We start from the raw sequence: 19,829 nt of genomic DNA, 5'->3' as shown, positions 1-19,829 counted from the left end.
AGGGTTAAGCGGGGGTTAAGAAGGTATTACTTTATCTTGATGCCGGTTCTTGTGATCTCTATATTCTTCAGGATGCCTTTACCGGGAGAGCCCATCTGTTTGCCGTTCAGGACGAGCTCTATCGACGATCCATCGGCAGCATATATATTTATGCTCTTTTCCGCCGTGAATATCTCCGCTGTGCCTTTTGAGAGCACGCGCTCGAAGAGGAGCACCCCATCGGTCCTCATTTTTATCATCACGGTCTTGTTTACTTTTAACAGCAGTTTCAGCTGAACGTTCTTTGGAATGACTATTCCCGCATCTTCCTTTGGAGCTGCATTTTCCTTTGAAACTTTTTTTGAAGATTTGGATCGGGTAGCCGGCTGTTTAACTTTAGATACAGGGACAGGTCTCGATATTCCCTGTTTTCTAAAATACGGCATTACCTTGCCTAACGCAAGCGTTATCATCGCGACCGCCACAACTATGACTACGATAAGCCTGATAAAAGGAAAGACGCTCGACGGACCTTTTGACGCATCTCGCGGTTCGGGCAGTTTATTCACCGTCTCGGATTCGGCCTCAGGGCACAGCCTCTTGTATTCACTCATCACCTGTCGGGAGTCGACGCCAAGATAATCGGCATATTTCTTCAGGAAGCTCTTTACGTAGGTGGGATTAAGAATGCTGTCGCATTTACCGTCCTCGAGAGCCTTCAATACGGCCTGGTGGATTCGCGTCTGTTTCTGGGCCTGGCCGAGAGTAATGTTCTTTCCCTCCCTGACCTCTCTTAACTTATCACCGAGAGCGGACATATTCAATATATCGTTAAACTTAATATCATTCGCCATTTTTTGTCTGGTACTCCTCTAAGGTCGTTAGAAGGTCCCTAGGCTTAGATCCCTGATACGGGCCTACAATGCCCTCATCCTCCATCATATCTATCAAGCGGGCAGCGCGCGTATAACCAAGCCCCAGCCTTCTCTGGAGCACCGAAACAGAGGCTTGCTTCGATTCAAGGATAAGCCTCACTGCCTCCTCATAAACCTCATCTTTATCAAACTTCTTGAATCCGCCCGGCTTCTTCTGCACTTCCACGATGTCATCTGCATATTGTACAGTCCTCTGGGCTTTTATGAATTTAGTGATATTTTCTATCTCCTTATCGGATATTAAACTGCACTGCGCCCTAACAGGCCTCGTGGCTCCGGGCTCGATAAAGAGCATATCCCCTCTCCCGAGAAGCATATCCGCGCCGTTAATGTCAAGGACGGTCCTGGAGTCGACCTTTGATGCCACCTTAAACGAAATTCTTGCCGGGAAATTGGCCTTTATAATACCTGTTATGACGTCCACGGACGGCCTCTGCGTGGCGATTATCATATGTATGCCGACAGCTCGCGACAATTGCGCTAACCTGGTAATGGTGCTCTCCACGTCCTCGCGCGCCACCATCATCAGATCGGCAAGCTCGTCTATGACCACCACTATATATGGAAGTTTCGCCGGACAGCCATCGGACGGCCCGGAAGAAGCGCCCTTGAACTTCTCATTGTAAAGGGCTATATTACGGACCCCGGACTTGGCAAATAATTCGTATCTCGAATCCATCTCGTTTACCACCCATGCCAGCGTGCTCGCGACCTTCTTGACATCGGTAACTACGGGAGAGAGCAGGTGGGGCAGTTCATTGAAGACGGCAAGTTCAACCCTCTTCGGATCGACCATTATAAATCTGAGATCATCAGGCGTCGAATTGAATAAAAGGCTTATGATCGCGGAGTTGACGCACACCGTCTTGCCCGACCCCGTCGCTCCCGCTATCAGGAGATGCGGCATCTTGGCGAGATCCGCGATGACGGGAGTGCCCGCTATATCCTTCCCAAGCGCCAGCTTAAGCACTGAGTCATTATCCCTGTACTCTTTAGAATCAAGCACTTCCCTCAAAAATACAAGCGCGCTTTTAGAATTCGGCACCTCAAAACCTATCGTGCCCTTGCCTGGTATAGGAGCGACTATCCTGACGCTCTCGGCCTTCATCGCAAGCGCTATATTGTCGCTGAGCGAAGTTATCCTGTGGACCTTTACTCCCGGAGCGGGCTCAAGCTCATACCTGGTTATTACGGGCCCCTTATTTATTTCGACTACTTTACCCTCTATGCCGAAATCGAGCAATGTCTCTTCAAGTATGCGGGCAATGGCCTCGAAATCCTCTTTAATTTTACGACTCTCGATCGGTGGCGGCGCATCCAAAAGATCCAGTCCCGGCAGCTTATAGCCCAGGCCTTCCGCGTCGCTTTTGCCGGAAACTGAGACCGCATGTTTTGGCGATGGCTGAGGGGCGGCTGTTTTAACTGGCACCCTATCCGGCGCGGGCTCGGCCGTAATTATCCTCGGAGATAATTCCTTCTTCTCTTTCGAGCTCTGTGAACCGATATTTATCACCGGCTTTCTGGTGAGGATCGGCCCCGAGGCTTCGGGCCTGACAAACACCCTCTCTTTGATATCGGCCGGTAACCCCCTGAACCTTCTGTACATCCCTGAAAGGAACGGCAGGAGAAGGAATTCCGTAGCCAGGAGAAGCGAGAGCAGAAAGAGCACCGCTATCACGAGGATCGCGCCGAGCTTTCCCAAATATTTTATCAGGAAATCCGAAAATACCAGGCCCACTATCCCCCCCAGGCCGAAACGAAACGAGTTGCCGCCGCTTCCTATTATCGAAAATAATGAGCTTGAGGCGAGTATCAGAAAGAATGTGCCGAATATCTTAAAATGCACCTTCTGAGGGGTGATACCATAAAGCCTCGCTACCGCCCATGAGAGGACCAGGAGCGGCATAACATACGAGCTTAAGCCCATAACAAAAAATAGCGACGAACCGAAATAGGCGCCTAGTATTCCGGCGTAATTCCTTACAGGCATATTTGGTCTTGAGGTAAACTGTTTAAGGTCAGAGAAATTGGAGCTTGCGAGCGCGATGAATATGAGAATGGCCGCGGCAAAAAGCAGTACCGCCTGAATCTCGTTCCATTTGCGATTTTCGCGGGGATTATCGTTATTATTCTTTTTTATGCCCATATATTATAGTTGCGTTATGACGATAGACGCGGCTAAGATACAATAGATCCCGAAAATATAGAGTTTATTCGTCTTCACCATCTTAAGCAGGATACCTATGGAAGCAAGCCCTGTGACCATCGCCGTCATAGAGCCTGCCAGAAAATATAAAGAATCTCCCGATACAAGACCGGCCTCTATTTTACCGCACTTCAAAAGGCTAGCCCCGAGTATCGCCGGTATAGCAAGTAAAAAAGAGAATTTAACCGCCGTCTCTTTGTCTATTCCGGATAAGATCCCGGCGCCGATCGTCGCGCCCGATCGCGATATGCCGGGGATAACGGCGATGCCCTGGCTTACACCTATTATGATAGAATTAATAAATCCTATCTTCTTAGGGCTTTCGGCTCCCTTGAACTTATCATAGATAGCCGCGATTATCAGACACAGCCCTGTCGCCAGGAGCATGTATCCGACGAGATGAGGCCTGGTAAACAATTCTTCCGCGGCATCCTTGAACATCATACCTATCACAAATGTAGGTACCGAGGCAAGAACTATATAGAAGGCCGTGCGTCTCTCTTTGGCTATTATATTCAATATATCTTTATGGAAATATAGAAGGATGGAAACGAGCGTGCCGAGATGCAGAAATATGTCAAAGGCGAGCTGCGGCCCTTTTATGCCGAAGATGCCCTGTATTATCACAAGGTGACCCGAGCTCGATATGGGGAAGAATTCCGTTATGCCCTGGACCACTCCCAATATAACAGCCTGAGGCAAAGTCACTTTTACTTTCCGGTGTGGCCAAACCCGCCGTGCGACCTTACGGTCTCGTCAAGCTCTCCGCACACTTTTATATCAGCCCTTACTATATCCTTAATCACCATCTGCGCTATACGGTCGCGGCGTTTTATAACGAAAGGTTTCTTACCGTGATTTATCATGATAAGGCCTATCAGGCCCCTGTAATCGGAATCTATGGTGCCGGGAGCATTTACAAGGCCTATGCCATGCTTCAGGGCCAGGCCGCTTCTAGGGCGAATCTCGGCTTCGTAACCTTCGGGGATACTTAAATAAATGCCAGCCGAGATAAGTTTGATCTCGCCTGGCAATAATACAATCTCCCCCTCAACGTCCGCGTAGAGGTCCATTCCGCTTGACCCTCGAGTCGCGTATTCAGGAACGGGAAGATCCTCGCAACCCTTCTTTCTTTTGAGAGAGATTTTTACTAGCTTCAAATTTCCCTGTGCCGGCAGCACGTAAAACTTTTTACTTCTTTTCTTTATCTTCGGTTTCGATAGCTGAGGGCTCAGCCTGTTTCTTTGAAAGATTGACCCGGCCCTGCTGGTCTATTTCGATAACTTTTACGGTGACTTCATCCCCGAGTTTGACTACATCTTCTACGTTCTTTACGAACTTACCCGCAAGCTCAGAGACATGTATAAGGCCTTCTTTACCCGGCAATATCTCGCAGAACGCTCCAAAGTTCATTATCCTCTTTATTTTGCCTTTGTAAATTCTGCCCACTTCGGGCTCCTCTATCATTCCCCTGATGATCGCGACGGCTTTATCTATAGCGGCGCCGTCCTGAGAGGCCACCTGGCACACACCGTCATCATCGATATCGACCGTAACCCCGGTCTCCTGGATTATCTTCTTTATATTCTTACCACCCGGACCGATGACTTCGCCTATCTTGCCCTGAGGCAGTTTTATGCTCACTATATGTGGGGCGAGGTCGGATATCTTCTCTTTGGGCTTGGCTATAGATTTAAGCATCTTATCCATTATGAACAGCCTCGCGACCTTGGCATCGGCAAAAGCTTTTTTAATGAGCTCTACCGATATACCCTGTATCTTAAGGTCCATCTGGACCGCGGTGATGCCGTCGACGGTCCCTGCCACCTTGAAATCCATATCGCCGTAATGATCCTCGACTCCGCCTATATCGGTCAGTACTATTTCATGGCTGCCTTCTTTAATAAGCCCCATCGCAATACCGCTGACAGGCTTCGATATCGGAACTCCGGCATCCATCAGCGACAAAGTGCCCGCGCACACAGTGGCCATGCTTGAAGAGCCGTTCGACTCCAGAATATCGGAGACCACTCTCACGGTGTAAGGGAACGCGTCCTTAGAAGGCATTACGGCTTTTAACGCTCTTTCAGCCAAAGCGCCGTGCCCTATCTCTCTTCGGCCCGGGCCTCTCATGGGCTTTGCCTCTCCTACCGAAAACGGCGGAAAATTATAATGCAGCATGAAGTTCTTCTGCGTCTCTCCCGCGAGCGCGTCTATAGTCTGTTCATCGGCGCTCGTTCCAAGTGTCGTCACTGATAGGCTCTGGGTCTGGCCGCGCGTAAAGAGGCCGGAACCGTGAGTTCTCGGCAATACGCCTACCTCGCAAGTTATCTGCCGTACCTCGTCGAAGCGCCTGCCGTCGACCCTTCTCTTCTTCTCTACCATATAGCGCCTTACATTCTCTTCCTCAACCTCTGAGAGCGCTTTCTTAATATCCGCGCCGCTATATTCCGAATCCTCTGTCACGAATTTAGCTATAAGCTCTTTAGCAAGAAGGCTCATGGCTTCTTCTCTCTGTTCCTTAGTGGAAAGCTTATTGATCTCGTCAAGTTTTGCATCCGAAGCGGATTTCACCTTCTTTAATAGCTCATCCGCGACTTTGGATACAGTGTATTCCCTCTTCTTGGTCTTAAGTTCGCGCGCCATCTTTTCCTGTAGATCTATAATGGGCTGAAGCTCTTTATGCGCAAAAGCTATGGCATCTGCCATGACCTCTTCGCTCAGCTCCTTGGCTCCGGCTTCTATCATTATTACGCTGGAGCGCGTTCCCGCCACTATTATATCGAGATCGCTGGTCTCAAGCTCTTCGAATGTCGGATTGATGATGAATTTACCATCTATCCTCCCGACCCGCACTGCGCCTATCGGTTCATTGAACGGTATATCCGATATCGTAAGAGCCGTCGATGCGCCTATCATTGCCAATATATCGGAATCATTCTCTCCATCGCTGGATAAGACCATAGTAACGACTTGAGTTTCATTGACGTAGCCTTTAGGGAATAACGGCCTTATGGGCCTGTCTATCAAACGGCACGTCAATATCGCTTTCTCGCTTGGCCTGCCTTCCCGCTTAAAAAAGCCTCCCGGAATCTTGCCCGCGGCGTAGGTCTTTTCCTGGTATTCTACCGTGAGCGGGAAAAAGTCGACATCTTCTCTGGGTTCCATGGAAGATACAGCCGTCGCCAGCACTACCGTTCCGCCGAGCTGAACCATGCATGCGCCGTCCGCCTGCTTTGCCATCCTGCCGGTCTCTATAATTAAAGTTTCCCTGCCTAATTTTGTCTCAAATTTTTTAGTCATACGTTCCTTTTTTATACAATAAAAAATGCGCGAACACTTTTACTATCGGTTCGTACGCACGGTGAGCGCCCGGGGGCGCCAATATCTACTTTCTTAGATCCAGCTTCTTGATAAGGTCGTGGTATTCCTGATCGTCTTTTTTCTTCAGATAATCAAGCAGTCTTCTTCTCACACTCACCATGCGAAGCAACCCATGCCTGGAGTGGTGATCATGCTTGTGCGCCTTAAAATGCGACGAAAGAGAGTTGATCCTTTCGGTTAAAAGCGCGATCTGGACGCTCGGCGAACCGGTATCCTTCTCATTTGTCTTGAAAGTGTTAATTATACTCGTCTTCTTTTCCTTCACTAAAGCCATTGTTCAATACCTCACTTTTCGCTTATATTAACATACTGTTCCAGAAATGTAAAGATTTTATTTTCACTTTAATGGGCTATGGTGTATATTATAATAAAACATGGGATATACAATGAGGTTCGCGCCACTTAAAGCCGGAATTTTTATCATTATCATCCTCTCTCTTATTACCTGCGCCGAGTTGTTCACAAAAACCGGAAACGAGCGGATTAATACAGGCCCTCGCGATCAAATCACTCAATACGAAGAACGCTTTGCCGCGGTCAGGGCGGCGTTACCGGCCCGGGGCGCAGTAGGGTATATTACGGAAGCTCCCCCGGAAGCCGTCATGGCTTACGGCAATCTTCAGGCGGAATATTATCTGACACAGTATGCCGTCGCTCCGGTCGTAGTTGATAATAATCCCCGCAGAGGTATCGTGATAGGCAATTTTCACTCCTCCGCGCTTCCAGATATAAGCGCATATGGCAGATTCAGCGTTATCATGAATGCCGGAAACGGCGTCTTTTTGTTACGTAATGAGGATGCGCCCTCATGATACTTTTTGCGTCACTAATAATATCGCTGGCAATGGGGCTTCTGCTGGTATTCATCGCCTGGCCCTGCCGAAAACCGCTGATAACTAACCTGTCTCTCAAGCTAGCCCTTGCGGTAGGCATAGGAATAGGAATATCCTCATCCCTATTCTTTTTATGGCTCGTTATGAGCGCTTACCGGTTTGGTTTTGCGTCGTTCGTAATCGCGGAACTGCTGCTGTGCGCCGCGCTGGGAGCGGTATTATTCGGCGCGTTAAAACAGGAGGCTCAAGAATGCCTGATGCTGCGGAGGGCCGAAAACCAGATCTTTTCCAATAGGGTCTATTATGTTCTAACAGCGGCGTTTTTGTGCGCAACCGCATTCGCGATATCTTCCTTCATATCAAAATCGGCTTGCCAGCCGCATGGTGGATGGGACGCATGGGCCATATGGAACATGAGGGCACGGTTCATTTTCCGTGGACTGGCCGCCTGGAAAGATGCCTTTACCAATGTCATAAGCTGGACAAACCCGGATTACCCTCTTCTGCTGCCAGGTATGATAGCCAGGAGCTGGGCCTATATGGGTAAATGTCAGACTCTCGCACCGGCCGCTATCGCGCTGGTCTTCACATTTGCCACTATCGGGCTATTGAAATCGTCGCTCTCCCTCTTGCGGGGGAGAGAACAGGGCCTCTTAGGCGCTTTCATCTTATTGGGCACACCGTCATTCATCCTGCATGGAGCGTCTCAATACGCCGATGTGCCGCTATCATTTTTTATCTTAGCGAGTATCGTTATCTTATACCTCAATGAGAGACTGCCCGGCAAAAATAATGGATTCCTGGTGCTCGCCGGCTTAATAACGGCATTCGCAGCCTGGACAAAAAACGAGGGCCTGTTCTTTTTAGCGGCAGTCATTATTTCCCGTATCTTCGTGACCGTTCCGATCATCGGCATCCGCGGGAGCTTACGGCAAATGGCGGCGTTTCTCGCCGGCTCAAGTCCTATCCTTTTAATTATCATATATTTCAAGCTCTTCCTGGCGCCGCCCAACAAAGATATTCTGGCGGCCCAAATATCCGGGCACTGGGCAGAAAAACTGGCCGACCCGTCCAGGTATTACTTTATAATATCGGGGTTCACTAACGAATTTTTCCGGCTCGGGTTTCTCTTCACAGGCGCGGTCCCCGTCCTTTTAGTATATTTATTCCTTGCCGGCATATCGATCAGAAAGGAAGACCGGACAGCGGTTCTTATATCGATACTCGCGGTATTAATTATGCTTACCGGTTACTGCGCAATATATCTTACTAGCCCATACGATCTCAAGTGGCATATAGGCACCACCTTAAACCGCCTGGTCCTGCAGCTATGGCCGACTATTATTTTTATCTACTTCATGATGGTCTCGCCGCCGGGAGAGATCATACATCCTATATTAGAAGGGAAAGATGAAAAGAAAGAAACACGCCGTACAAAAAACCGTAGATGAATCTATGTCCGGCATCCGGCCCGGCCCTTGGTACAACGCCGACCGGTATCAATTCACGGCATTCATAATTGCCTGCGCGCTTTTCTGCTATACATGCTTTCGAGCAGGCGTCATATCGATAAGCCACGATGAAGCGCTCACCTATCTCATTCATGCGCAGGGAAGCATACGAAACATATTCTTACACGCGGGAGCTATCAGTTCGAATAATCATCTGCTCAATACGTTATTCATTAAATTCTTCTGCGAAGTGCTCGGGAACAATGAATTTGTTATCAGGATCCCGGCGCTGATCGGACATATCCTTTACCTGGTCGCGTCTCTCAAAATACTTGACCTTTTTTTTAAAAAAGCCAAGTACCTGCTCGGATTTTTGCTGCTGACGACAAACCCGTTTTTACTGGACTTCTTTTCCTGCGCCAGGGGATACGCTCTGGGGGTCGGCTTCCTGATGTTCGGCCTATACTTTTTCTTGAAAAGAAATTACGCTTGCGATAGCCTGCGTCCTCGCTGCAATATCTTAACCCTGTCCATGCTCGGGTTTTCCGTGTTATCAAACCTGGCTTTTGCGAATGTCCTATTCGCGATAATGGCGTTAATCGGCATATCCGAAATATATGAAATGATTCGCGCGGCGAAAAACTCCATGGTCAAAGCCTTCAAAACACTGGCCATGGGATTCCTGATTCCAGCCGCGTGCATCCTGATAGTATTGCGTTTTATTTACAGCGCTCCCGTCATGGACAGGATCAAGCTTTTTATCACAGATTATGGCGGCACAACAGGCTTCTGGGCAAACACTGTGACCACAGTCCTGGAGTGCGTCCTCTACGGTAAAAGCTATGCAGGGCCGGAAGCGCTGCATGTCATAAAAATCATCATATTTATGCTATATGTCATAGCTCTCATCGTCGCGATATCGATAGGTATCAATGGGCGCCCAGGTAACAAGAATAACACGAATACATTATGGCTCGCGATGCTCCTGTTGCTGATAATCGTTTCGATGAATATTCAATTTACATTCTTCCATATAAAATACGCTATTGATAGAGCGGCCATATACCTGGTCCCGCTCTATTTAGTGCTCGTGATATCTTTTTGGTCCTCTCTCTCTTCCTCCGCCCATAGCGCTTGGAGGGCGATAATGAACGGGTTCTTTTTTGTAATTATTTCAGCAGCGGTCCTGCACGGAATTTTATGTATGAATATCACCCATTTTCACATATGGAAATATGATGCCGACACAAAGAACGTCATGCGGAAGATCTACGACCTGACAAAAAATAATATACCCGGAGGAAATAAATACAGGATAGGCATCAACTGGCTTTTTGAACCCGCAACGAACTACTATATAATAAAGGATAAGACGTACTGGATCGATTTCACGACCCGGCAGGGCCCTGACGGAATATATGATTTCTACTATCTGCTCGAGCCTGACAAGGAGATCATAAAAAAATATGATCTGCGAGTTCTAAGGAGCTCCGATATATCAAACGCGATACTTGCGTCGCGTAATGGAATTTAAATTTTTTATTACGAAAGGGGTGCCAAATGAAAAGATCGGATCAGGCGGAGAGAGAAGCCGCGTCGCATGTTGCGGCCCTTATGACGGCCGCGGCAAGGACCTCTCCTAAGACCAGGGGCATAGACAATATTGAAATAATGATCATTGATGACGACACGACGAAGACGAAACTGATAAACAAAATGAAAGAAATATCGAAAACCGAGAATAGGCCCAGCCTCGAACGCGACGCGAATTCTATCGCGGCCTCCCCTGCTCTGGTAATCATCGGCGTCAGAGCAAACCCCGCGGGGCTGGATTGCGGATTTTGCGGTTACCCGACATGCGGCGAACTCTCAAAAACCAAAGGCATCTGCGCCTACAATTCGATAGATCTCGGCATAGCGGTAAGCTCCTCCGCAAGTCTGGCAAGCCGGTTCCATATAGATAACCGCCTGATGTATTCGATCGGCAGGGCTGCGCTCGACCTGAAGCTATTCTCCGGCGCCGTAAAACAGGCGCTCGGTATTCCCTTAAGCGTTACCGGCAAGAATCCGTTCTTCGATCGGAAATAAAATAAGGGGCCGTGACAATTATCACGGCCCCTTATCTATTATTCGTCCGCTGTTACCGATTATCCGGCAACCGCTTTAAGGCTCAGCGCTATCTTATGCTGCAGCGAATCCACCTTCAGCACTTTGACCTTAACACCATCACCTACATTGAACTTGGTCTCAAGCTTTTCGCCCTCGCCAAGCGTTATTTCAGAAATGTGGACCAGGCCTTCCAGGTCACTGGCTATCTCCACAAATAATCCGAAATTCGCGACCTTCGTGACTTTACCGTCCATCACGGTTTCCGGGGGATATTTCACGGCTATCTCATCCCACGGATCCGGAGTGAGCTGTTTTATTCCCAACGATATCCTTCTATTTACAGAATCTACCGCGAGGACCACAGCCTCTAACTTCTCTCCCTTACTGAAAACATCCTTCGGGTGCCCAATACGCTTCGTCCATGATATGTCCGAAACATGCACCAATCCGTCTATCCCATCCTCGAGCTCTATGAACGCGCCATAGTCCGTAAGATTGCGCACCTTGCCCTTGACTTTCTGGCCGACTGTGTACTTCTTATCGACCTCAAGCCATGGGTTAGCCTCGAGCTGCTTCAAACCAAGAGATATCTTTTTATTCTGCCTGTCGACATCGAGGACCTGCACCTCTATCCTGTCGCCGATCGCGAGAAGCTCATTCGGATTGGCATACTTCTTAGTCCACGAGAGTTCGGATATGTGGAGCAGCCCTTCAACGCCTTTCTCGAGTTCGATGAACGCGCCGTAAGGGACCAGGTTAACAACCGTCCCCTTGAGCTTGCTGCCGACAGCGTATTTCGCGTCAACCGCTTCCCACGGGCTCTGTGTCCTCTGCTTAAGCCCCAGCGATATCTTCCCGCTGACAGTATCAAAATCCAGGACCATGACATCTATCTTATCGCCTATAGCCAGGATCTCGCTGGGATGTGAAATTCTTCCCCAGCTCATATCCGTTATATGCAATAGCCCTATAATACCTCCTTCAAGCTCAACGAAAGCTCCGAAATCCGTGATATTGCGCACGATACCGGATACGACCGCGCCTTTCTGGAGGGTCTCAAAGAGTTTCTTCTTATCTTCTTCCCTCTGCTGGCTAATAGCGTCTTTACGGGATACCACTATGTTGCGTCTTGCTTTATTTATCTTGACGATCTTGAATGTGAATACCTGTCCGATGAGCTGATTGAGATTTCCAAAGGTCTTCGAACCGGCAAGGCTAGCCGGCAGGAACGCTTCAACTCCGACGTTGACCATGAAGCCGCCCTTGACCTTCTTTGAAACCTTTCCATCGACTATGTCGCCCTCACCGTACTTCGATATGACCATCTCCCAGCCGACGGCCCTTTCCGCCTTCTGCTTCGAGAGAACGACCATACCATTTTCGTCCTCTTTGGACTCTAGATATACGTCGATCTCATCTCCGATCTTCAGGGACTCAGGATCGGTAAATTCTGACAGTGGTATAGCGCCTTCTGACTTATAACCGACGTCGACTACCACATCTTTCGGATTTATGCCGATTATCTTGCCCTTCAGGATCTGCCCTTCTTTAATGTCAATGATGCTGTCCTGATAGAGCTTCGCGAAATCGCTCATCCCTCCTTCCGTACTTTTTTCTGCGTCGTCCACTACATGTTTTTCAGCCATTAGTAAAACAACCCCTTTCATTGGATTTTATTTTTTGCTTCTTTACAGCTTGCTCAGGCATACGCGAAGAACCAGCCATACCCTGAACTTGTTGGTCCGAAATTTTACAGAGAAAATTTTGGATTTTGAAGTCAACTTCGTATCCAAATTTTGCTCTGTCAAAATTTGGATTTTACCTTATTTTATATAACTCAATAATTTTTCTGTGACCTCTTCTATCGAAAGGTCGGTGGTATCGATAAGCACGGCATCCGGAGCTTTTTTAAGCGCGCCGACATCCCTATTCATGTCGGATTCATCTCTCCTTATCACATCATTCTTTATTTTGCCGAGATCCGCGTCCTGGCCCGCCTCTAACAGCTCCTTGTGACGCCTCTTGGAACGCTCTTCTACGTCGGCATCCAGATAAAATTTGAACCTGGCATCCGGAAAGACCACGGTGCCGATATCCCTGCCTTCGAGAACAGCGCTTGATCTTCCTCCTATGATACGCTGCGAATTCACCATCTCCCGCCTGACCCCGGGAACGCGGGCGATGAACTTCACGTTATTCGTAAGCTCGGGCGTCCTTATAAGAGCGCTCACATCCTCACCGTCCAGAAAGACTTTCAGGCTGCCGGAAACATTTCTCAGGTCTATCTTTGTGTTCCTGGCAAGATTCGTAAGGGCATCGGCGTCTTCAAGATCCGCTCCCTCTCTCATCGCCTTTAATGTAAGGGCCCTGTACATAGCTCCCGTATCGATATATAAAAGGCCGAGCTTTCCAGCGATCAGCTTTGAGACGGTGCTCTTGCCGCTGCCCGCAGGCCCGTCTATCGCCACAATGAAATGGCTGTTCTTATTTTGCATATGCTAATCTATCGCGCCTTGACTTCGAATGCTTTAAAATAGATACCGTCATACGCCGATCGCCTTGACCTATGGCTTTAAGCAGCTTTCCATAATGCCTATTAAAAAGCCCTCCGGCATCCGATAACGCTTTCTTATTTGTTAAAAATATATCCGCCCATAGCTCCGGATCGCTCGAGGCCACCCTCGTCGTGTCTCTGAACCCTTCCGCCGCGCACGCCATATCTTTGACCGGCACCGCGCCGGCTAGCGCAAAGGCGACTACATGCGGCAGGTGGCTTATAAGCGATACCGTCCTGTCATGTTCATAAGGGCTCATCACTTTAATACGACCTCCGATGGCTCTCCAGAAAGATGAAACTTTTCGAAGCGCCCCGGCGTCCGTGCACGGCGTCTTAGTCACTATACAGGGAGAGCATCTGAAAAGATCGCCCGTGGCAAATTCCACGCCAGTATGTTCCGATCCCGCCATAGGGTGGGAACCTACGAAATACGCATTTGAAGACTTTCCCAATAAACCCTCTATCTGATTTACTATCCATCCTTTAGTGCTTCCGGCATCGGTTATAATAGCGCCGCGTTTCGCGCTCTTTAAAACTTTAGCGGCCAGTCCCGGTATTAGATGAACCGGCGCGGCAAGCACTATAAGGTCCGCGTCTTTTACGCCTGAGGCTATATCCATCACGCCCTTATCTACCGCCTTACATTTTAGCGCTTTCTTTAAAGTGGATCCGCGCCTGAATACACCGATGACTTCTCTTGCAAGCCTGTTCTTCTTTATGGCAAGGCCTATCGATCCACCGATCAACCCTACCCCGATTATCGCTATTTTATTAAATCGCACCATCTCGTCTTAAACCTCTCTCCCCACTGCTCGCGCAACTTTTTTGATCTGGACCATCAATTTCGCGAAAGTCTCAGGATGGAGAGACTGCTCTCCGTCCGACATCGCCTCTTCAGGCTTCGAGTGGACCTCTATTATGAGACCGTCCGCGCCTGCGGCAACTCCAGCTTTAGCGGCCGGACCGACGTAACTCCACTTACCCGCGGCATGGGACGGATCTATTATTATCGGAAGGTGGCTGAGATGCTTCACTACGCTCACCGCGTTTATATCGAGAGTGAATCTGGTCGCGTCCTCGAACGTCCTTATTCCCCTTTCGCACAGGATGACTTTGAAATTGCCCTCCGCCAGTATATACTCCGCCGACATCAGAAATTCTTTTATCGTATTGGACATGCCCCGTTTTAAAAGGATGGGCTTCTTGGTCCTGCCGACCTCTCTCAGCAGATTGAAATTCTGCATATTGCGGGCGCCTATCTGGATTATATCTGTGTATTTAGAGACCAGGTCTATATCGCGTATATCCATCAGTTCCGTGACTATTTTAAGTCCGGTCTCCTTTCTGGCTTCCGCAAGGAATTTCAGGCCCTTCTCCCCCAGCCCCTGAAAAGCGTACGGAGACGTCCTGGGTTTAAAAGCTCCGCCCCGCAGTACCGTAGCACCTGCGCTCTTCACTTTTTTGGCAATACTTATCAAAAGCTTCTGGTTCTCGACGGAGCACGGCCCAGCCATGACAACCAGCTTCTTACCGCCAACTTTCACGCCTGACCCGATATCTATCACGCTGTTATCTTTTTTGAAATCGCGCGAGGCCAGCTTATAAGGCGTCAATATCTGCATGACCTTCTCAACGCCCGGAAATACCTCGAGCGGCTGGGTCCTCATTACATCTTCTTCGCCTATCACGCCGACTATGGTCCTCTCGATCCCTTTCGAGATCCATGGCCGCAGTCCCAGGCCTTTTATCTTGCTGACAAGATGGTCAAGCTGCTTTTTTGTCGCGTCCGGACGGAGGACTATTATCATCTCTTATCTCCAGATATTAGATTTAAGCACGCCTTCAAGCGCATTCACAAATTTCTTATTTTCAGGTTTCGTTCCTATTGTAACACGTATATATGTATCCAGGCCCCACGCCTTCATATCCCGAACGATAACGCCTTTTTTAAGAAGGGTGTTAAATACATCCTTACAATCTCTTTTGACATCCACCAGAACGAAATTCGTAGCGCTCTCGACGTAACTCAGGCCCATATCGCTAAACGCGGCGTATAAGTATTCTTTCTCTTTTTTAACATGAGAAAGGGTCTTTCTCAAGAATACCTTGTCATCTATCGCTGCACGGGCGGCAGCCTGCGCCAGTAAATTTACATTGAACGGTTCTCTGGTCCTCTCCATATAGCTTATAATCTCAGGGCTCGATATGCCGTATCCTATTCTTAGTCCCGCAAGCCCGTACGCTTTAGAGAATGACCTCGCTATTATAACTCCGGGCCTATCTAGATAATCTATGCCATTCGGATAATCCTTAAATGTATAATCCGCGAATTCGAAGTAAGCCTCATCAAGGAAGACTATCACTTTTTCGGGCAGGCCATTAAAGAATTCGTCCAGTTCTTTTCCTGAAACATAAGTCCCCGTCGGGTTATCAGGGTTTGCTATGAAGACCACCTTCGTCTTATCCGATATAGCATCCTTCATGGCTTTTAAGTCATGCCTGAGATCTTCACGAAGCGGAACGTACTTTATCTTCGCGTTCTGGAGCTGCGAGACGATCTCGTATATAAGAAATGTCGGCTTCGCTATGATCACTTCGTCACCGTCTCCGACAAAAGTCCTCACCGCCATACCTATGATCTCATCGGAACCGTTGCCGAATATGAGGCCCCGATCCTCCACCCCGAGGAGCTTCGCCACTTTCTTCCGAAGATAAAAACTGGAAGAGTCCGGATAACGGTTTATGTCCATGACGCTGCCGCGGATCGCGGCTATAGCTTTAGGGGACGGCCCCATGCAATTCTCGTTCGAGGCCAGCTTTATAACCTCTTTTAACCCAAGCTCTCTCTGGACTTCCTCTATAGGCTTGCCCGGCACATACTGCTTCACATTCAATATATTCTGTCTGACCTTATTTCTCATTATTAAACGTTATCTCCGATCGGATATGATCCAAGGATCTTCATATATGTGGCCGATCTTCCCAGCTCCCGCAAAGCTTTGGCCACTTTAGGCTCGTGATGATGACCCTTTATATCTACAAAGAAATAATATTCCCACGCCCTGACCTTGGACGGCCGCGACTCTATCTTCGTCATGCTGATTCCGTGCCGCTTGAAAGGAACCAGGATATCGTGAAGAGCGCCCGCGCGGTCCTTTACCGAGAACATGATAGAGGTCTTATCTTTTTTTGTCGGCCTGGCCTCGATCTTTCCTATTACAAGAAATCGGGTTACATTATGAAAGCTATCCTCTATGGAGCCGCAGAGTGTCTTTAGCTTATATTTTTTTGCCGCAAGCTCTCCGGCTATGCATGCGGAGAAGCGCTCCTTTGAGACGATCTCAGCGGCTTTCGCGGTGCTAGAAACCTCAACGAGTTCTACCCCCGGAAGATTAGCCTCGATCCATAGCCTGCACTGGCCAAAAACCTGAGATTTTGAGTATACCTTCCTTATCTTTCTCTTGTCGGATTCGTTCGAGAGAAGATTATGGGACACCTCAAGATAGACTTCTGAGCAAATTTTTAACTCGGAATCGATGAACATATCCTGAGTATGAGTGACGGCGCCATCGATGGAGTTCTCTATCGGTACCACTCCATAATCGGCTCTGAGCTTTTCAACCTCCGCGAATACATCTGTTATCGTTTCACACCCGGTGTAACTGACGCTTGCGCCAAACTTCTTGATGCTTGCCAGATGCGTAAAAGTGAACTCCGGCCCAAGGTAAGCTATCCTTACAGGGTGCTCCAGCGAAAGCGAGCTCGACATGATCTCTCTCAATATGGCCCTCAGGGCATCGTTAGACATCGGTCCGCTGTTCTTCGCGAGAAGCCTGTCATATATGTCCTTCTCGCGCTCAGGGACATAGGCAGCTGATTTTGATTTGCGTTTTATCCTGCCTACATCGAGGATGATCTCCGCCCTCCTGTTAAGAAGTTTCAGCATCTCGGAATCTATCGTGTCGATCTTCTTCCGCAACCTTTTAAGGTTCATTTACCGCCTCCTCCTGGCTTCTGCCTTGCTCCGTATCGGCGTTTGAAGTATTTATCGTCTCCAGTTTTCCGGTCTCTTTGTTTATGACCCCTGACTTCTGGGCCTCTTTCACAAAATCCAGATCACTCTCCTGGAATTCTTTTAAGTTCGGAAGCTCTTCAAGCGATCTCAGCCCGAAATGCTGCAGGAACTCATTCGTCGTGACATACAGTATGGGCCTGCCCGGCGCGTCGAGCCTGCCTTTTGTCTTTACAAGATTCCGCTCCTCGAGAGTCCTTAAGACTCCATCTACATTAACGCCCCTGATTATCTCTATATCGGTTCTCGTTATCGGTTGCTTATAAGCTATTATCGCCAGAGTTTCAAGCGACGGCCCGGTCAATCTGTCAGAGCCTTTCTTGTAAAGCGCCGCGATCCAGCGACTATAGATCGGGTCCGTAAGCATCTGGAAGCCGCCCGCTATCTCCTTTATGCTGAAACTTCTGCCTGAAGCGATATATTCATTATTCAGCTCCGTCAGGACATCCCGTATCTGCACGGGTTCTATATCCTTCAGGACATCTTTCAGTGTATCTATCGATACCGGTTTGTCGCTCACAAATAAGAGCGCCTCCACTATCCTTTTTGCCTCTTCTCTATCCATTTCCACCACCCGAGGGTTTAATGTTTTCCATACTCTTCACTATCTCTATCTCGCCGAAAGGCGCATGCTGAATTATGCTGACCTCCCTTATCTTTATAAGCTCCAGTATCGCTAAAAAAATCGTTATTATCTCGGTTTTGTTCTTAGCGGCCTTGAAGAGATCTGTGAAGATCACCTTCTTATGATCGACGAGCATATGCAGTATGTCATGTATCTTTTCCGATACGGTGAACTCGTCTTTTATGATACGGTGAAACATCTCTTTCGGGATGTCTCTCAGCACTTTCGTGAACGCGGTTATAAGATCGAATAAGCTTGCCTCGAGAAATTCGTCCTTTGAGGCGGGAAGCTCGTCCATATTGATTCCGGAACCGACCCGCGCGTAAAAATGTTTCTGGTGCGATTCTTTCTGCGCGAGCTCTGCCGCGGCTTCTTTGAACTTCTTATATTCCAAGAGCCTCTTTACGAGCTCCGCCCTCGGATCCTGCTCTTCCTCGCTCTCCGATTCGGTTTCGTCCGGCGGGAGCAGGAGCTTCGACTTTATATGCATCAGCGTTGCGGCCATTACCAGGAATTCGCCCGCGATCGTAAGGTCCAATAGCTGCATCAGCTCCATATATTCCAGATACTGATCTGTGATCTTCGCTATCGGGATATCATATATATCGACCTCTTCCTTCTTTATCAGGTATAAAAGAAGGTCGAGCGGCCCTTCAAAGACTTCGAGCTTTACCTTATAGGTCATTATTCCTGCGCAAAATGTATGAGCGATCTGACCACGGCCATCGTCTGACCCGCGGCATCCCTGGCCCTCTTCGCTCCGGTCTTCAGAATATCCTTAACATCATCGTTCGACAGCTTCGCTCTCTTCGACCTCATCGGCTCAAGGCGCTCTATTAATATCTTCGCAAGGCTCTTCTTGCATTCTGTGCAGCCTTTCGAAGCGCCCTCGCACCAATCCTTGACGGACGCAAGTGAGTCCGGATCCGCGAATATCGAATAATAACTGAATACATTGCACACATCCGGGTGCCCGGGGTCTTCCAGCTTTATTCTGGACGGATCCGTAATCATGGAAGCCACCTTCCTCGATATATCGGCGGGCTCATCGGAAAGCGAAATAAAGTTATCGTAGCTTTTAGACATCTTCCTGTTATCCAGCCCCAGAAGCTTCGGTATCTTCGTTAACAATCCTTCCGGCTCGGGGAATACATTCTTGCCGTAAATCGTATTAAAACGGCGCACGATCTCGCGCGTTAACTCCAGATGCGGCATCTGGTCGACCCCTACAGGAACCGCATCGGCCTTATATAGCGCAATATCCGCCGCCTGCAAAACAGGATAACCGAGAAAACCATAGGTCGTAAGGTCTCTCCCTTTTATCTCTCGAAGCTGCTCTTTATACGTAGGGCACCTCTCGACCCATCCAAGCGGTGTAAGGTCCGAGAATACCATATATAATTCCAGGTGCTCCGGCACATGCGACTGGATGAATATAACGCTCTTCTCGGGATCGAGGCCCGAAGCGATAAAGTCCTTAACTATCGCATATGAGTTTTCGCGTATATCCTTCGGGTCTTCGTACTCGCTCATTAACGCATGCCAGTCGGCTATCATATAAAAACAATGGTAGGACTCCTGCAGCTTTACCCAGTTATTGAGCGCGCCCACCAGATGCCCAAGATGGAGCTTGCCCGTAGGCCTCATTCCGCTTAATATCCGCTTCTTAGCTGTCATT

At 48.7% G+C, this 19,829-nt stretch carries 19 protein-coding genes; 4 read left to right on the top strand and 15 right to left on the bottom strand.

Annotated elements, in window-relative coordinates; translation table 11 throughout:
* Nucleotides 1-26: 26 nt before the first annotated feature.
* From NTY76_05300 to rpsO, 6 genes are all read right to left on the bottom strand, one after another.
* On the bottom strand, nt 27-833 hold the full coding sequence (locus NTY76_05300; GenBank protein ID MCX5678508.1) for a helix-turn-helix domain-containing protein: 807 nt from the start codon (nt 831-833) through the stop codon (nt 27-29).
* On the bottom strand, nt 823-3,060 hold the full coding sequence (locus tag NTY76_05295; protein ID MCX5678507.1) for a DNA translocase FtsK 4TM domain-containing protein: 2,238 nt from the start codon (nt 3,058-3,060) through the stop codon (nt 823-825). The genes NTY76_05300 and NTY76_05295 overlap by 11 nt, the downstream gene beginning before the upstream one ends.
* A gap of 3 nt (nt 3,061-3,063) precedes the next feature.
* Complete coding sequence (locus NTY76_05290) at nt 3,064-3,828, bottom strand: undecaprenyl-diphosphate phosphatase (protein ID MCX5678506.1); 765 nt, start codon at nt 3,826-3,828, stop codon at nt 3,064-3,066.
* A 2-nt stretch (nt 3,829-3,830) separates the two neighbouring features.
* Entirely contained in the window at nt 3,831-4,280 is a 450-nt protein-coding gene (gene dut, locus NTY76_05285) for a dUTP diphosphatase (protein MCX5678505.1), read from the bottom strand.
* A 31-nt stretch (nt 4,281-4,311) separates the two neighbouring features.
* On the bottom strand, nt 4,312-6,423 hold the full coding sequence (pnp, locus tag NTY76_05280; protein ID MCX5678504.1) for a polyribonucleotide nucleotidyltransferase: 2,112 nt from the start codon (nt 6,421-6,423) through the stop codon (nt 4,312-4,314).
* An 85-nt stretch (nt 6,424-6,508) separates the two neighbouring features.
* Nucleotides 6,509-6,778: a 30S ribosomal protein S15 gene (gene rpsO / locus NTY76_05275; GenBank protein MCX5678503.1), complete on the bottom strand. Its 270-nt coding sequence runs from the start codon at nt 6,776-6,778 to the stop codon at nt 6,509-6,511.
* A 112-nt stretch (nt 6,779-6,890) separates the two neighbouring features.
* Between rpsO and NTY76_05270 the strand changes: the two genes are divergently transcribed.
* The 4 genes from NTY76_05270 to NTY76_05255 are packed head-to-tail and all read left to right on the top strand — an operon-like array spanning nt 6,891 to nt 10,876.
* Entirely contained in the window at nt 6,891-7,316 is a 426-nt protein-coding gene (locus tag NTY76_05270) for a hypothetical protein (protein MCX5678502.1), read from the top strand.
* The gene (locus NTY76_05265) at nt 7,313-8,788 is read left to right on the top strand and encodes a hypothetical protein (GenBank protein MCX5678501.1); all 1,476 of its coding nucleotides are present in this window, start codon (nt 7,313-7,315) and stop codon (nt 8,786-8,788) included. The genes NTY76_05270 and NTY76_05265 overlap by 4 nt, the downstream gene beginning before the upstream one ends.
* Complete coding sequence (locus NTY76_05260; protein ID MCX5678500.1) at nt 8,748-10,322, top strand: hypothetical protein; 1,575 nt, start codon at nt 8,748-8,750, stop codon at nt 10,320-10,322. Before NTY76_05265 ends, NTY76_05260 begins: the two co-directional genes overlap by 41 nt.
* Before the next feature lie 26 nt (nt 10,323-10,348).
* Complete coding sequence (locus NTY76_05255; protein ID MCX5678499.1) at nt 10,349-10,876, top strand: DUF2148 domain-containing protein; 528 nt, start codon at nt 10,349-10,351, stop codon at nt 10,874-10,876.
* A gap of 59 nt (nt 10,877-10,935) precedes the next feature.
* Here the strand turns inward: NTY76_05255 and rpsA are convergent, their stop codons facing one another.
* The 9 genes from rpsA to trpS all read right to left on the bottom strand — a co-directional run bounded on the left by rpsA (nt 10,936) and on the right by trpS (nt 19,828).
* A complete protein-coding gene (rpsA, locus tag NTY76_05250) occupies nt 10,936-12,543 on the bottom strand; it encodes a 30S ribosomal protein S1 (GenBank protein ID MCX5678498.1) in 1,608 nt (535 codons plus the stop codon).
* A gap of 177 nt (nt 12,544-12,720) precedes the next feature.
* Nucleotides 12,721-13,392 carry a (d)CMP kinase gene (cmk, locus tag NTY76_05245; protein MCX5678497.1) on the bottom strand — a complete coding sequence of 224 codons (672 nt, stop codon included), beginning with the start codon at nt 13,390-13,392 and terminating at the stop codon, nt 12,721-12,723.
* Nucleotides 13,382-14,239: a prephenate dehydrogenase/arogenate dehydrogenase family protein gene (locus NTY76_05240; GenBank protein MCX5678496.1), complete on the bottom strand. Its 858-nt coding sequence runs from the start codon at nt 14,237-14,239 to the stop codon at nt 13,382-13,384. Before NTY76_05240 ends, cmk begins: the two co-directional genes overlap by 11 nt.
* A 6-nt stretch (nt 14,240-14,245) precedes the next feature.
* A complete protein-coding gene (gene aroF, locus NTY76_05235; protein ID MCX5678495.1) occupies nt 14,246-15,262 on the bottom strand; it encodes a 3-deoxy-7-phosphoheptulonate synthase in 1,017 nt (338 codons plus the stop codon).
* A 3-nt stretch (nt 15,263-15,265) separates the two neighbouring features.
* Nucleotides 15,266-16,375, bottom strand: a complete 1,110-nt coding sequence (gene hisC, locus NTY76_05230; protein ID MCX5678494.1) for a histidinol-phosphate transaminase — start codon at nt 16,373-16,375, stop codon at nt 15,266-15,268.
* Between the two features lie 2 nt (nt 16,376-16,377).
* Nucleotides 16,378-17,448: a prephenate dehydratase gene (gene pheA, locus NTY76_05225; protein MCX5678493.1), complete on the bottom strand. Its 1,071-nt coding sequence runs from the start codon at nt 17,446-17,448 to the stop codon at nt 16,378-16,380.
* Complete coding sequence (scpB, locus tag NTY76_05220) at nt 17,438-18,091, bottom strand: SMC-Scp complex subunit ScpB (protein ID MCX5678492.1); 654 nt, start codon at nt 18,089-18,091, stop codon at nt 17,438-17,440. Before scpB ends, pheA begins: the two co-directional genes overlap by 11 nt.
* Nucleotides 18,084-18,836, bottom strand: a complete 753-nt coding sequence (locus tag NTY76_05215; protein MCX5678491.1) for a segregation/condensation protein A — start codon at nt 18,834-18,836, stop codon at nt 18,084-18,086. Before NTY76_05215 ends, scpB begins: the two co-directional genes overlap by 8 nt.
* Nucleotides 18,836-19,828 carry a tryptophan--tRNA ligase gene (trpS, locus tag NTY76_05210; GenBank protein MCX5678490.1) on the bottom strand — a complete coding sequence of 331 codons (993 nt, stop codon included), beginning with the start codon at nt 19,826-19,828 and terminating at the stop codon, nt 18,836-18,838. The genes NTY76_05215 and trpS overlap by 1 nt, the downstream gene beginning before the upstream one ends.
* Nucleotide 19,829 lies beyond the last annotated feature (1 nt).

This window comes from Candidatus Omnitrophota bacterium (assembly GCA_026387175.1).
In the GTDB taxonomy this organism is placed as follows: domain Bacteria; phylum Omnitrophota; class Gorgyraeia; order 2-01-FULL-45-10; family 2-01-FULL-45-10; genus CAIMPC01.
Note: the sequence above shows the minus strand (reverse complement) of the source record. Positions and strands in the feature narration are given on the sequence as shown.